This window comes from Amycolatopsis endophytica (assembly GCF_013410405.1).
GTDB lineage: Bacteria > Actinomycetota > Actinomycetes > Mycobacteriales > Pseudonocardiaceae > Amycolatopsis_E > Amycolatopsis_E endophytica.
In genome coordinates this window covers 1,337,583-1,350,970 of sequence record NZ_JACCFK010000002.1, presented here as the reverse complement: position 1 = coordinate 1,350,970, position 13,388 = coordinate 1,337,583, and the positions used below count along the sequence as shown (strand labels likewise).

12 protein-coding genes and 1 pseudogene are annotated in these 13,388 nt (G+C 73.5%); 6 read left to right on the top strand and 7 right to left on the bottom strand.

Features of this window, described 5'->3' with window-relative positions:
• Positions 1 to 14 precede the first annotated feature (14 nt).
• The 5 genes from HNR02_RS31985 to HNR02_RS31965 are packed head-to-tail and all read left to right on the top strand — an operon-like array spanning position 15 to position 7,968.
• Complete coding sequence (locus HNR02_RS31985) at positions 15 to 3,284, top strand: serine hydrolase (protein ID WP_179777340.1); 3,270 nt, start codon at positions 15 to 17, stop codon at positions 3,282 to 3,284.
• A 10-nt stretch (positions 3,285 to 3,294) separates the two neighbouring features.
• Positions 3,295 to 4,389 (top strand): M20 family metallopeptidase, encoded by a 1,095-nt coding sequence (locus tag HNR02_RS31980; RefSeq protein ID WP_179777970.1) that lies wholly within the window; start codon positions 3,295 to 3,297, stop codon positions 4,387 to 4,389.
• Positions 4,386 to 5,222 carry a GNAT family N-acetyltransferase gene (locus HNR02_RS31975; protein ID WP_179777339.1) on the top strand — a complete coding sequence of 279 codons (837 nt, stop codon included), beginning with the start codon at positions 4,386 to 4,388 and terminating at the stop codon, positions 5,220 to 5,222. Before HNR02_RS31980 ends, HNR02_RS31975 begins: the two co-directional genes overlap by 4 nt.
• Positions 5,219 to 6,322 carry an o-succinylbenzoate synthase gene (gene menC, locus HNR02_RS31970; protein WP_179777338.1) on the top strand — a complete coding sequence of 368 codons (1,104 nt, stop codon included), beginning with the start codon at positions 5,219 to 5,221 and terminating at the stop codon, positions 6,320 to 6,322. Before HNR02_RS31975 ends, menC begins: the two co-directional genes overlap by 4 nt.
• A 26-nt stretch (positions 6,323 to 6,348) precedes the next feature.
• Positions 6,349 to 7,968, top strand: coding sequence for a PucR family transcriptional regulator (locus HNR02_RS31965; RefSeq protein WP_179777969.1), 1,620 nt, complete (start codon positions 6,349 to 6,351; stop codon positions 7,966 to 7,968).
• 111 nt (positions 7,969 to 8,079) lie between these two features.
• Here the strand turns inward: HNR02_RS31965 and HNR02_RS31960 are convergent, their stop codons facing one another.
• The 6 genes and pseudogenes from HNR02_RS31960 to HNR02_RS35890 all read right to left on the bottom strand — a co-directional run bounded on the left by HNR02_RS31960 (position 8,080) and on the right by HNR02_RS35890 (position 11,915).
• Entirely contained in the window at positions 8,080 to 8,805 is a 726-nt protein-coding gene (locus tag HNR02_RS31960; RefSeq protein WP_179777337.1) for a helix-turn-helix domain-containing protein, read from the bottom strand.
• A 58-nt stretch (positions 8,806 to 8,863) separates the two neighbouring features.
• On the bottom strand, positions 8,864 to 10,303 hold the full coding sequence (locus HNR02_RS31955) for an NAD-dependent succinate-semialdehyde dehydrogenase (RefSeq protein ID WP_179777336.1): 1,440 nt from the start codon (positions 10,301 to 10,303) through the stop codon (positions 8,864 to 8,866).
• 66 nt (positions 10,304 to 10,369) lie between these two features.
• A complete protein-coding gene (locus HNR02_RS31950; protein WP_179777335.1) occupies positions 10,370 to 10,507 on the bottom strand; it encodes a hypothetical protein in 138 nt (45 codons plus the stop codon).
• Between the two features lie 28 nt (positions 10,508 to 10,535).
• Positions 10,536 to 10,673 (bottom strand): annotated as a pseudogene (locus tag HNR02_RS36910) (chemotaxis protein CheB); the annotation flags it as partial.
• Between the two features lie 108 nt (positions 10,674 to 10,781).
• Positions 10,782 to 11,147, bottom strand: coding sequence for a hypothetical protein (locus HNR02_RS35895; RefSeq protein WP_246339333.1), 366 nt, complete (start codon positions 11,145 to 11,147; stop codon positions 10,782 to 10,784).
• Between the two features lie 18 nt (positions 11,148 to 11,165).
• On the bottom strand, positions 11,166 to 11,915 hold the full coding sequence (locus HNR02_RS35890; RefSeq protein ID WP_246339332.1) for an MFS transporter: 750 nt from the start codon (positions 11,913 to 11,915) through the stop codon (positions 11,166 to 11,168).
• Positions 11,916 to 12,080: 165 nt separating this feature from the next.
• On the opposite strand from HNR02_RS35890, the gene HNR02_RS31935 reads away from it, so the two are divergent.
• Positions 12,081 to 12,689, top strand: coding sequence for a TetR/AcrR family transcriptional regulator (locus HNR02_RS31935; RefSeq protein WP_179777334.1), 609 nt, complete (start codon positions 12,081 to 12,083; stop codon positions 12,687 to 12,689).
• Here HNR02_RS31935 and HNR02_RS31930 read toward each other — a convergent pair.
• Positions 12,686 to 13,372 (bottom strand): GOLPH3/VPS74 family protein, encoded by a 687-nt coding sequence (locus HNR02_RS31930; RefSeq protein ID WP_179777333.1) that lies wholly within the window; start codon positions 13,370 to 13,372, stop codon positions 12,686 to 12,688. The two genes, HNR02_RS31935 and HNR02_RS31930, sit on opposite strands and share 4 nt — an antisense overlap.
• Positions 13,373 to 13,388 lie beyond the last annotated feature (16 nt).

The following is a 13,388-nucleotide window of genomic DNA, read 5'->3' as shown; positions in this document are numbered from 1 at the left end:
CGAAGGAGTAGATGATGACCCGACGTCAGCGCATCGCGGACCTGACCGCCCTGACGATTCCCGAGCAGCCCGCGTTGTCGCCTTCGGGCGACGCGGTCGTGTACGTGCTGCGCGCCATCGACAGCGCGGCCGACGACTACGTGTACACGCTGTGGCGCGCGGACTCCCAGGGCGCGCGCCAGTTGACGCACGGGCGTTGCGACACCGCACCGGCGTTCTCGCCCGACGGCAGCCGGATCGCGTTCCTGCGCGAGCAGGATGTGTGGCTGCTGCCCTCGGACGGCGGCGAGGCCGAGTGCCTGACGTCGCTGCCGCTGGGCGCGGGCAAACCGGTGTGGAGCCCGGACGGCACGAAGATCGCGTTCGCGGCGACGGTCGACCTCGCGCCCGAGGACGACCACGCCCCGATCGTGGCCGACCGCCTCGACTACCACGCCGACGGCGCCGGTGTCGTGCGCGGCAAGCGGTCGCACCTGCACGTCGTGGAGGTCGCCACCGGCGAGGTCCGCCGCGTCACCACGGGCGACTGGCACGCCGGGCAGCCCGCGTGGTCGCCGGACGGCGCGAAGCTCGCCTTCGCCGCCGCGACCGGCGCCGACCGGGACCTGGCGATCCGGGTCCCGGTGCACGTCCTCGACGTGACCGATCCGAACTCGCAGCCGCGCGTGGCCGGTCTCGCCGACGGGATCGCGGCGGCGGTGACGTGGACCGCCGACGGCGCCGCGCTGCTCGTCGTCGGGCACCCAGCCAGTCCCGAAGAGCACGCCGGGTTGTTCCGGATCCCGCTCGACGGCGGCGAAACGGTGAACCTCGCGGCCCCGCTGGACCGCAACGTGATGCCCGGCGGCCCCGCCTACCCTGGCGCCTGGCCCCGGCTCGTGGGCGAGGACGTGCTGTTCTGCGTCCGCGACCGCGGCTGCACCCACCTGTACTCGGTGCCCGTCGGCGGCGGCACGCCGCGCCCGGTGCTCGCGGGCGCCGGACGGACCGTGGCCGGGCTGGCGGTCGCCGGGAGCACGGCCGCCGTCGTGCTGACCACCCCGGAGTCCTACGGCGAGATCGTCCGCCTCGACCTCGTCTCGGGGACCGAGACCGTCCTCACCGGGCACAGCACCGACGAGATCGAGCTGTTCACGCCCAGGGAACGGGAGTTCACCATCTCCGACGGCACCGTCGTGCACGGCTGGCTGCTGCGCGACCCGGCCGCGACCGGACCGGGGCCGCTGCTGCTCGACGTGCACGGCGGCCCGCACAACGCGTGGCAGGGCGGCACCGACGAAATCCACTTCTACCACCAGGAACTCATCGCCCGCGGCTGGACGGTGCTGCTGCTCAACCCGCGCGGCAGCGACGGCTACGGCGAGAAGTTCTACACGGCGGTCCGCGGCGGCTGGGGTGTCGCCGACGCCAGGGACTTCCTGGAACCACTGGACGAACTGGTCGCCGAAGGACTCGCGGACCCGGCCCGGCTCGCCGTCACCGGCTACAGCTACGGCGGCTTCATGACGTGCTACCTGACCAGCCGCGACAACCGGTTCGCCGCGGCGGTCGCCGGAGGCGTGGTCACCGACCTCACCAGCATGGCCGGCACCTCCGACGAAGGACACCTCCTCGCCGCGCACGAACTCGGCGCGCTGCCGTGGGACGAGCCCGAGTCCTACGCCGCGATGTCGCCGCTGGCGAAGGTCGACCAGGTCCGCACCCCGACGCTCGTCCTGCACGGCGGGAGCGATCTGCTCTGCCCGGTGGGACAGGCCCAGCAGTGGCACACGGCGCTGCGTGAGCGGGGCGTGCCGACCCGGCTCGTGCTCTATCCGGAGGGGCCGCACGCGTTCGTCGTGAACGGCAGGCCCTCGCACCGCCTCGACTACAACCGCCGGGTGGTGGACTGGGTCGAGCGGTACACACCGGGACGCCGTGCGCCGCTCGACGCCGCGCACTGGCAGCGCCGCCTCACCGAACTGGCCGAACGGCACCACGTTCCCGGTGCCTGCCTGGGCATCCTGCGCCTGGACGAGGAGATCGTCGAAGCGCGGCACGGGGTGCTCAACGTGGACACCGGGGTCGAGACGACCACCGATTCGCTGTTCCAGATCGGCTCGATCTCCAAGGTGTGGACGGCGACCGTCGCGATGCAGCTCGTCGACGAGGGCCTGCTCGACCTCGACGCGCCGGTCATCGACGTGCTGCCCGAGCTGCGGTTGGCCGATCCGGACGTGACGAAGCAGCTGACGATGCGGCATCTGCTCACGCACACCAGCGGCATCGACGGCGACGTGTTCACCGACACCGGCCGCGGCGACGACTGCCTGGAGAAGTACGTGGCGCGCCTGGACGAGGTCGCGCAGAACCACCCCCTCGGCGCGACCTGGTCCTACTGCAACTCCGGGTTCTCGCTGGCAGGCCGGGTGATCGAGAAGCTCACCGGCGGCACGTGGGACGCCGCGCTGCGGGAGCGCCTGTTCACCCCGCTCGGCCTGGCGCACACGGTCACGCTTCCCGAGGAGGCGCTGATGTTCCGCGCGGCCATGGGACACGTGGGTTCGCCGGAGCCGGCGAAGGCTCCGGTGTGGACGCTGCCGCGCTCGGCGGGCCCGGCCGGGCTGATCACCGCGACCGCCGCGGACGTGCTCGCGTTCGCGCGGATGCACCTCACCGGCGGTCTCGCGGCGGACGGCACGCGGGTGCTGAGCGAGACCTCGGCCGCGGCGATGGCGGACAAGCAGGTCGACCTGCCGGACAAGCACACGCTGGCCGATTCGTGGGGCCTCGGCTGGTTCCGGCTGGACTGGGACGGGCACGTCGTGCTCGGGCACGACGGCAACACCATCGGACAGGCCGCGTTCCTGCGTCTGCTGCCGGAGGAGGGCCTGGCGGTCACCCTGCTCACCAACGGTGGCAACACCCGCGGACTGTACGAGGATCTCTACCGCGAGATCTTCGCCGAGCTGGCCGGTGTCGCCGTGCCGCGCCCGCTCGCGCCGCCCGCCTCGCCGGTGTCCGTGGACGTGACGCCGTACCTGGGCACCTACGAGCGCGCGAGCACCCGCATGGAGGTGTTCACCTCGGACGACGGCCCGCGGTTGCGCTCGACGGTGACCGGCCCGCTGGCCGAGCTGGTGCCGGACCCGGTGGAGGAGTACGACCTGGTGGGCGTCGGCGACGGCCTGTTCGTGGTGTGGGTGCCGCAGGTGGCGGACTGGGTGCCGGTGACGTTCTACACGCTGCCCACCGGCGAGCAGTACGTGCACCACGGTGTCCGTGCCACGCCGAAGGTGGTGTGAGGTGGCCGCACTGCCCGAACTGCTCGGGGACATCGAGAAGCTGGTCACCTGCGAGTCACCGTCGTCGGACCTCGCGGCGGTGGCGGCGAGCGCGGACGTCGTCGCCCGGGTCGGCGCGCGGCTGCTCGGGGCCGCACCGGAGCGGATCGTCCGGGAGGGACGGACGCACCTGCGCTGGCGGTTCGGGACGGGCCCGTCGCGGGTACTGCTGCTCGGGCACCACGACACCGTGTGGCCGCTGGGATCACTGGACACGCATCCATACACAGTGGAGGGTGGCGTGCTGCGCGGCCCCGGTTGCTTCGACATGAAGGCCGGGGTGGTGATGGCGCTGCACGCCGTGGCCGCGCTCACCGACCGGGCGGGCGTCACGATCCTGGTCACCGGTGACGAGGAGCTGGGTTCGCCCAGCTCGCGGGCGCTCATCGAGGACGAGGCCGCCGGGTGTGCCGCCGCGCTGGTGCTGGAAGCCTCGGCCGACGGTGGCGCACTCAAGACCGAGCGCAAGGGCACCTCGATCTACCGGGTCCGCGCGCACGGCAGGGCGGCGCACGCGGGCCTCGAACCGGAACGTGGCGTCAACGCGACCGTCGAACTGGCGCACCGGATCCTGGCCGTCGCGGGCTTCGCCGACGCCGGGTACGGCACGACGGTGACCCCCACGCTGCTGTCCGCCGGGACCTCGGTGAACACCGTCCCGGCTTCCGGGGAGTTCGCCGTGGACGTGCGGGTGCGCACGGTCGCCGAGCAGGAGCGGGTGGACAAGGAGATGCACGCGATCCGGTCCGCTGTGGACGGTGCGGCGGTCGAGGTGCTCGGCGGTCCCAACCGGCCACCGCTGGAAGCGGCGTCGTCACAGGTGTTGTTCGGGCGCGCGCAAGCGATCGCGGCCCGGCTCGGCCTGCCGCCGTTGACCAGGGCCGCGGTCGGCGGAGCCTCCGACGGCAACTTCACCGCCGGGGCGGGGGTTCCCACGCTGGACGGTCTCGGTGCCGTCGGCGGCGGTGCGCACGCCGACTCCGAGCACGTCCTCGTCGACGAGCTGCCAGGGCGGACCGCGCTGCTGTCGGCACTGGTCGCCGATCTGCTGACCGGTGCGTCATGACCGCACCGGACGAGGCCGCGGCGAAGGCGGCGGTCGCGGCGGGGGTGCGCGTGCGCGAGGTCACCGACCTGGCCGGGCTCGACGCGGTCTACCGCCTGTTCGACCTCATCTGGCGCCCGGACCCGGCCAACCCGCCCGTGACGACGGAACTCATGCGGGCGATGACCAAGGCGGGCAACTACGTCGGCGGCGCGTACGTCGGCGACGAACTGGTCGGGGCCTGCGTCGGGTTCTTCGGCACGCCCGGGGTGATGCACAGCCACATCGCGGGCGTGTCCCCGGCCATGGCGGGCCGCCGCGTCGGGCCCGCGCTCAAGCTGCACCAGCGCGCGTGGGCGCTGCCGCGCGGGATCTCGGTGATCGAGTGGACCTTCGACCCGCTGGTGAGCCGCAACGCCTACTTCAACCTCGGCAAGCTCGCCGCCGTGGCCGTGGAGTACCTGCCCAACTTCTACGGCGGCATGCGCGACCACATCAACGGCGGCGACGACACCGACCGCCTCCTGGTGCACTGGCGGATCGCCTCGCCCGAGGTCGCGGCCGCCTGCGATGGCACACCGCGCGGCGCCGGGGCACCGGTACGGGGAGCGGTCGTCGCGCTCGGACGGGACGGTGAGACGCCCCGCCCCGGCAGCCTCGACGGCGAGACGCTGCTGGTGGCGGTGCCGCGGGACATCGAGACGCTGCGGCGAACGGATCCAGGACTGGCCGGGCAGTGGCGCGTCGCGGTGCGGGACACGCTCGGGACGCTGCTCGCCGAGGGCGCGCGCGTCGAGGGGTTCGACAGGTCCGGGTGGTACGTCGTCACCCGTGCCGTGGAGGAGGGCCGATGAAGCTGACAGGTGTGGAGCTGCGCCGGATCGGGATGCCGCTGGTGTCGCCGTTCCGGACCTCCTTCGGTACCCAGACCGCGCGCGACATCCTGCTCGTGCGGGTCGAGACCGACGAGGGCGAGGGCTGGGGCGAATGCGGCACCCTGTCCGATCCGGTGTACTCGCCGGAGTACGTGGACGGGGCGGCCGACGTGCTTCGCCGGTACTTCGTGCCCGCGCTGCGGGCCGCCGGCCGTCTCGACGCCCACGCCGTGGGGCGCGTGCTGGCGCCGTTCAAGGGGCACCGCATGGCCAAGGCCGCGCTGGAGATGGCGGTGCTCGACGCCGAACTCCGCGCCGAAGGGCGCCCGCTGGCGCGGGAACTGGGCGCGGTGCGGGACCGGGTGCCGTGCGGGGTGTCGGTCGGGATCATGGGCTCCACCGGTGAGCTGCTCGACGCCGTCGGGTCCTACCTGGACGGCGGCTACCAGCGGATCAAGCTCAAGATCCAGCCGGGCTGGGACGTCGAACCGGTGCGCGCGGTCCGGGAACGCTTCGGGGACGACGTGCTGCTGCAGGTCGACGCCAACACCGCCTACACCCTCGCCGACGCGCGCCACCTGGCGCGGCTCGACCCGTTCGGCCTGCTGCTGATCGAGCAGCCGCTCGACGAGGAGGACGTGCTCGGGCACGCGGAGCTGGCGAAACAGCTGGCCACGCCGATCTGCCTGGACGAGTCGATCGTGTCGGCGAAGTCGGCGGCCGACGCGATCACCCTCGGTGCCTGCCAGATCGTCAACATCAAACCGGGCAGGGTCGGCGGCTACCTGGAAGCGCGCCGGGTGCACGACGTGTGCGCCGCGCACGGGGTCCCGGTGTGGTGCGGCGGGATGCTGGAGTCCGGTCTGGGCCGCGCCGCGAACGTCGCGCTCGCCGCGTTGCCCGGCTTCGCCTTGCCCGGCGATACCTCCGCCTCCGATCGCTACTATCGCACCGACATCACCGAGCCGTTCGTGCTGGTGGACGGGTGCCTGACGGTGCCTGCCGGGCCGGGCATCGGGGTGGCACCGGCGCCGGAGCTGCTGGACGAGGTCACCACGGCGACGGAGTGGGTGACCTGAGCGGACAGTGGGAGGTGGCCGCCGCGGTGAGCACCGGTGTGGTCCGTGTCCTCGACGATCTCGGCGGGACCCTGCTCGACCTCGTCCACGGCGATCCGCGCCGCGCCGGCGACCTCGGGGGCGTCGCGATCCACGATCCGTTCGAGGAGCCCGTGCTGCCGCGGCACGCGCTGGTGCTCGGGGTGGGGCTGCGGGAGCCGGACGAGATCGTGCGGCTGCTGCGTGCGCTGGGACGGCAGGACGCGGCGGGGCTCGTGGTCCGCGCGCCGGTGTCCGTGCCGGGCGAGGTGACCGCGGCGGTCGAGGAGACCGGTGTCGTGCTGCTGAGCCTGACGCGCGGCGCGTCGTGGGCACAGCTGGCCGCGATGTTGCGCTCGCTGCTCGCCGAGGGCGACGTCGGCAGGGCCGGGCCGGAGATGCTGGGCGGGGTGCCCTCGGGTGATCTGTTCGCCGTGGCCAACGCGATCGCGGCGCTCATCGACGCGCCGGTCACGATCGAGGATGCCCGCTCCCGCGTCCTGGCCTTTTCCGGGCGCCAGGACGAGGCCGACCCGTCGCGCGTGGAGACGATCCTCGGGCGGCAGGTGCCGGAACGGTTCGCCCGGATGCTGACCGACCTCGGCGTGTTCCGCGAGCTGTACCGCACCGACCGGCCGGTCCACGTCGACGCGCTGGCGAACTTCGACGGCCTGACCATGCCGAGGGTCGCGGTCGCGGTGCGGGCGGGCGACGAGGTGCTCGGCTCCATCTGGGCCGCGGTGCGGGAACCGCTCAGCGCCGAGCGCGAGCAGGCGCTGTGCGAAGCCGCCCGGCTGGTCGCCCTGCACCTGCTGCGGGTGCGGGCAGGCACCGACGTGTCCCGGCGCCTGCGCGCCGAACTGCTCGGCACCGCGCTCGAAGGCGGCACCGGGGCGCGGGAGGCGATGGCGCGGCTGGGACTGGTGGGCAGGCCGGTGGTCGTGCTCGCGCTGGCGCTGCCCGACCGCGCGGCCGAGGGGCGCGACGACGCGGGCGTGGCGACCGAGCGGCAGCGGGTCAGCGACGGGCTCGCGATGCACCTGACCGCGGTGCACCCGCGTGCCGCGACCGCTCTGGTCGGGGACGTGGCCTACGGCCTGGTACCGGTGGAAGGCGAGGACGACGGCGAGCAGTGGGCCGTGGCGATCGCGCGCGAGTTCCTGGACCGGGTGGGGGAGCGGGTGCACGCCGTGGTCGCCATCGGGCCGGTCGCCGAGGACGTGCCGGCGCTGGCGGGCGCGCGGGCGAGCGCGGACCGCGCGCTGCGGGTGCTGCGCTCGGGTGCCGCGGGCCGCCGGGTCGCCCGCCTGGCCGACGTGCAGGTGGAGGCGCTGCTGCTGGAGCTGCGCGATCTGGTGGCGGCGCGGGGTGACCGGCCGACCGGGCCGGTCGCGCGGCTGTTCGCCTACGACGAGCAGCACAGCACCGACCTGGTCGAGACGCTGCGCGCCTGGCTCGACGCGTTCGGCGACGTCGCCGCGGCTTCGGCGGCGGTCTACGTGCACCCCAACACGTTCCGCTACCGGCTGCGGCGGCTGGCGGAGGTCGCCGAACTCGACCTGACCGACCCGGAGGCCCGCTTCGCGGCGATGCTGCAGTTGCGGGTGGTCGCGCCGCGAGACCGGTGAGGCTGGGTCGTATTTCCTCGAGCGGCGGAGCCGCTCGTGGTGGGCCGTGCGCTGGCACCGCCGCGGGTTCAGCTACCCGCACCACCACGCAAGCCGCTGCCGAAACAGTGCTCAGGGTCCGTTGAGCAGGGTGTGCAGCCGACGGAGGACGTCGAGCTGCGCGGGGTGGTAGAGGTCGAGCATGGCCTGGCCGACCGTCCGCCCGGCGAAGCCCGCCCCACCGGGGGCGTCGGAGCCGAGGTCGCGCAGTCCCGGGTTGCGGGCGTAGAGGTCGCGGACGCAGGGGACCATCCGCTCGGCCAGATCCTGCCGGACCGCGTCACCGGCGTCGGCGGGCAGGCGGTCGAACTCGGCGTGCACCGGGTCCTCCGGCAGGTTCCCCAGCATGTCCGAGTAGACCCGCAGCCCCTCCGGACCGAGTACGCGGGTCGCGACGACGACGAGGGCGCGGTCGGCCTCGGACAGGCCCGCGTTCGCGGTCGCCGGGGCGAGGTCGGGCGGCAGATCGGTCGGTGCGGAGCGGCGCAGGATGAGCCCGAGTTCGGCCCGCATCCGCTGGAGCCGTTCGATCGTGGCGGCCAGCTCGGCGTCGAGGGCGCGCAACGCCTCCTCCGGATGGCCGTCGCCGTCGCCCATCTCGGCGATCCGGGCCAGCGAGAACCCCAGATCGGTCAGCCGCCTGATCCGCAGCAGCCGCACGAGGTGGGCGACGCCGTACTGCTTGTAGCCGTTGGCGCGCCGCTCGGGCTCGGGGAGCAGCCCCACCTCGTGGTAGTGCCGCACCGCCCGCAGGCTCGTGCCGGCCAGCGCGGCGATCTCACGGGTGCTCCACGCCACGGCTGTCTCCTCGCCGAGAGGGTGTGGCGGCGCGGTTGACGCCGCCACACCCTGGCCGTCACTGGTTCAGGATCGCGACCGACCGCGTGTTGAGGTAGGCCTCCATCGCCTCCGGGCCGCCTTCCGAACCGTAACCGGAGTCCTTCACCCCGCCGAAGGGCAGCTCGGCCGTCGGGGCGGCCGGGGTGTTGATCCACAGCATGCCGACCTCGACGTCGCGGGTCAGCTGGTCCGCGGTGGCCAGTGACCGCGTGAAGGCGTACCCGGCGAGACCGTAGGAGAGCCGGTTCGCCTCGGCGATCGCGTCGTCCAGCCGCTGGAAACCGCGGATCGCGGCGACCGGGCCGAAGGGTTCCTCGTTGAAGATCCGGGCCTCGGACGGCACGTCGTCCAGGATCGTGGGCGCCCAGAAGTTGCCGGTCTCGTCGAGGCGCTTGCCGCCCGACAGCACGGTCGCGCCACGTTCCACGGCGTCGTCCCGCAACGCCTCCATCGCGGTGACCCGGCGGGTGTTGGCCAGCGGCCCCATGTTCGTGCCCTCGACGAGCCCGTCACCGACCTTGAGGCCGGCCGCGTAGTCCGCCAGCGCGCGGGCGAAGTCCTCGCGCACGCTGTCGTGCACGAGGAACCGCGTCGGCGAGATGCAGACCTGCCCCGCGTTGCGGAACTTGGCCGGGCCCATCGCCTTGACGGCGAGCTCGACGTCGGCGTCCTCGCACACGATCACCGGCGCGTGGCCGCCCAGTTCCATCGACACCCGCTTCATGTGCTCCCCGGCCAGCGCGGCAAGCTGCTTGCCGACGGCCGTGGAACCGGTGAAGGTGATCTTGCGGATCGCCGGGTGCGCGATGAGGTGACCGGAGATCTCGGCCGGATCGCCGTAGACGAGGGCGAGGACACCGGCGGGCAGCCCGGCGTCGGCGAAGGCGCGGATCAGCTCGGCCGGGCTCGCCGGGGTCTCCTCGGGGGCCTTGACGATCAGCGAACAGCCCGCCGCCAGCCCGGCCGCGACCTTGCGCACGACCTGGTTGATCGGGAAGTTCCACGGCGTGAAGGCCGCGACCGGGCCCACCGGGTCCTTGAGGACCATCTGCCGCACGGCGAGGTTGGAGCGGTGCGGCACGAGACGGCCGTACACGCGGAACCCCTCCTCGGCGAACCACTCGATGATGTCGGCCGCCGCCAGCGTCTCGCCCTTGGACTCGGCCAGCGGCTTGCCCTGCTCCAGCGTCATCAGGCGGGCGATCTCGTCCGCGCGCTCGCGCATCAGGGCCGCGGCCTTGCGCATGATCCTGCTGCGCTTCGCCGGGGTGTAGTTCCGCCAGGTCTCGAAGCCACGCCGCACCGACTCGACCGCGCGCTCCAGGTCGGGGATGCCGGCGTGGGCGACGGTGCCGATCACCTCTCCGGTCGCCGGGTTGTGCACGGGGATCGTCCGCCCGTCGGCGGCGTCGGTCCACTGGTCGTCGATGAAGAGCTGCGTCGCGGAATCGGTCATGGGAACAGTCTGCCCGCTCGCCCGCGCCCGGCGATCTCCGCTGTGCACGAAAGCACACGGGGCCGGTCAGCCCGCGACGGTGGTGAGGGTGACCAGCATCGCGCCGAGGTCGTCGACGCTCGCCACAGGGTCGGTGACGTGGTCGCGGTCCAGCGTGGCGGCGGGCATGGCGGTCTGGGCGGCGCCGGACGGGTCGGCGACCACGACGAGCCCGCCGCGGCGCCGTCCGCCTGGCGAGGATCTCCGGCAGCGCGCTCGGCACGACCGGGTCCAGGTGCTGCACCACGACCACCGCGCCGGGGAACCGGGCGGGCAGCGGGCCCAGCACGCGGCTCACGGCGTCGAGCCCGCCCGCGGAGCAGGCGAGCACGACGACCGGGAAGGAGACGTCCACACCACACTGTCCCACTGTGCGGCGCCACGCGGCGGGAGCTGGGGCGCGACCGTGATCAGCGGGCAACCCGCGCCGGATGCCCGGTCAGACCGCCCGCGCGGGACGGCCCGGCGAGAGCACCCCGGCCGCCGCGGCCACCGCGGCGGCCGCGGCGAACACGAGGAAGCCGTCGCGGAACCCGGTGAGTGTTTCGCCGACGAGGCTGGCCGCCGCGACGCTGGACACGACCGCGGCGCCGAGCGAGGCGCCGAACTCGTGGAACGTGCTGACGATGCCCGAGGCGATCCCGGCTTCGTGCGGGGCGACCTGGCCCAGCGCGGTCGCCGACGCGACGACGAACAGCACCCCGGTGCCGCCGCCCGCCACGACCATGCCCGCCGCGACGACGACCGGGTTCATCGCCGCCGTGGGCAGTGCCAGGCCGGTCCCGGCGATCAGCAGCCCGGCCACCGCGAGACGGCGCGCGCCTCACCGGCCGATGAGCCTGCCGGTGAGGCCGGCCCCGGCCATCGTCACCAGCGCGACCGGGAGGAACAGCAACCCGGTCCGCAGCGCGCCGAAACCCCGCTCGTGCTGGAAGTAGAACGTGCCGAGGAAGAACACGGCGATGGTCAGCGCGGTCGCCACCAGGATGAGGAACGTGCCGGTGGCCACCGGACGGCGGGCGAGCAGCCGCACGTTCATCAGCGGCGAGCGCGTCCTGCGCTGCCACACCACGAACAGCAGGTAGCCGGCGGCAGCCGCGAGCACGAGCCATCCGGTGGTCGCGGTCAGCCAGCCCTGGTCGCCCACCGTGATCAACGCGGAGACCAGTGCCACGGACGAGGCGGTGACCAGTACCGCGCCCGGCACGTCGAGCCGCGCCCGCGGTGCCGTGGCCGTCGCGCGGGGCAGCATCCGGGCCAGTGCCGCGACGATCACCAGCCCGAGGGGCACGTTGACGTGGAACACCCAGGGCCACGCGGGCCCGGCGGTGAGCAGCCCGCCCAGCAGCACACCGAGAGCCGCGACCCCGCCGCCCAGCGCGGACCACACGCCCAGCGCACGGTTGCGCTTGGCGCCGGCGAGGTCGGCGAGGCGCCCGCCGAGCAGCATCAGGCCGCCGAAGGTGAGGGTGTAGGCGCTGATCGTCCAGGTCAGCGCCGCGCGGCTGAGGGAGAGGTCGGTCCCGATGTTCGGCAGCGCGATCGCCACGACGGTGACGTCGAGGATCAGCATCAGCTGGGCGGCGCCGAGGAACCCGAGGATGCGTCACCGCAACGGGTGCGCGCCGGTTCGTGCGGAGAAATCTGACATGATCGGCTCCGGTTAACTCGTACGAAAGAGTACGACTTACAACCGGCGGGCTAACCCGTACATTCCCGTACGAGCTAGACTTCGCGGGTGAGCACCTCCGCACGGCCCCGCAGACGCGCCGACGCCGAACGCAGCATCTCCCGCATAGTGTCCGCCGCCCGCGAGGTGCTCGGCCGCGATCCGGACGCGAGCATCGACGACATCGTGCGGGCCGCCGGCGTCGGGCGGATGACCTTGTACGGGCACTTCCCCAACCGCGCGGCACTGGTCGACGCCGCGCTGGCCGACGCGCTCACCGCGGGCGAAGAGGTCCTGTCGGCGGTTGACCTCGGCGGCGACGCGCGGGCAGCGCTGGCCCGGCTCATCGCGCCCAGCTGGTCACTCGTGGCGGAGTCGGCGAAGCTGCTGCAGGCCGCCGAGGGGCTTCTGCCCGCCGCCCGCATCCGCGAACTGCACGGCGACGCCGCCACCCGGGTCGAGGACCTGGTGCGGCGGGGGCAGCGGCAGGGAGTGTTCCGGACCGACCTGCCGCTGAGCTGGCTGGTCAACGTCGTCCACTATGTGCTCAATGGCGCCGCCGAGGAACACCGCGCGGGACGGCTGAGCGCGGACGACGCGCCAGGGGTGGTGATCGCGACGGTGCGGTCGTTTTTGGCACCCCCTGCCGACGCCGCCGGGGAGAACGGTGAACGCTAGCTGGTCGTGGTGACCGTGACCGCCGCCGCGGCGGCCGCGCCGGCGGCGGCGATCGCGGCGGCGGTGCGGGTGACCGCGGTGCTCACGGCTTCGGCTCCCCAGTTGCCCTTCTCGAAGTCCTTCGCCCGGGCGAGCGCCGTGCGGGAGCGGGGAAGGGCGGGCCGGACAGCGGGCAGCGCACCGCTCGCCGACAGCAGCGCGATCAGCGCCGCGGTGCGCGCGTCGGGGTCTTCGCCGTCTTCCAGCGCCGCCCCGATCCGTTCCCGCAGTCCGGCTTCGCGGCGGCCGTCCGCGGCGGGCAGGGCGTTCATCCGGAACAACCCCAGCACCCGCCGCTTCTCGTGGCGGATGAGGCCCCGCTCCAGCAGCCGTTCGATCACCGGTTCCCGCAATCCGCCACCGATGGCGAGCAGGAGCGGCTGGACGCGCTGGGGCCGCTCGGCGATCCGGTCGTACACGGTCTGGAGCAGGGGATCCCGCAGCGGCCCCTCCCCGGTCACGAACACCCGCGGTCCGTTCAGCCTCCGGTCGTCGCCGTCGGTCCCGATCCTGCCGCGCAGGGCCAGGTCGACGAGCACGGCGCCGCCCAGGGTGTAGTGCAGGGTGCCGGCCCCGGCCGGAGTCCCCGTCTCGTCGTCGAGCAACAGCAGCATCAGGTCCTCGACGAGCAGCGTGTCCGTCATCGGGTTCTCCTCGGGT

Coding starts and splice junctions, on each gene's coding strand:
- HNR02_RS31985 (WP_179777340.1), top strand. CDS start 15: ATGACCCGACGTCAGCGCATCGCGGACCTGACCGCCCTGACGATTCCC.
- HNR02_RS35890 (WP_246339332.1), bottom strand. CDS start 11,915: ATGCTGATCCTCGACGTCACCGTCGTGGCGATCGCGCTGCCGAACATC.
- HNR02_RS31975 (WP_179777339.1), top strand. CDS start 4,386: ATGACCGCACCGGACGAGGCCGCGGCGAAGGCGGCGGTCGCGGCGGGG.
- HNR02_RS31930 (WP_179777333.1), bottom strand. CDS start 13,372: ATGACGGACACGCTGCTCGTCGAGGACCTGATGCTGCTGTTGCTCGAC.
- menC (WP_179777338.1), top strand. CDS start 5,219: ATGAAGCTGACAGGTGTGGAGCTGCGCCGGATCGGGATGCCGCTGGTG.
- HNR02_RS31955 (WP_179777336.1), bottom strand. CDS start 10,303: ATGACCGATTCCGCGACGCAGCTCTTCATCGACGACCAGTGGACCGAC.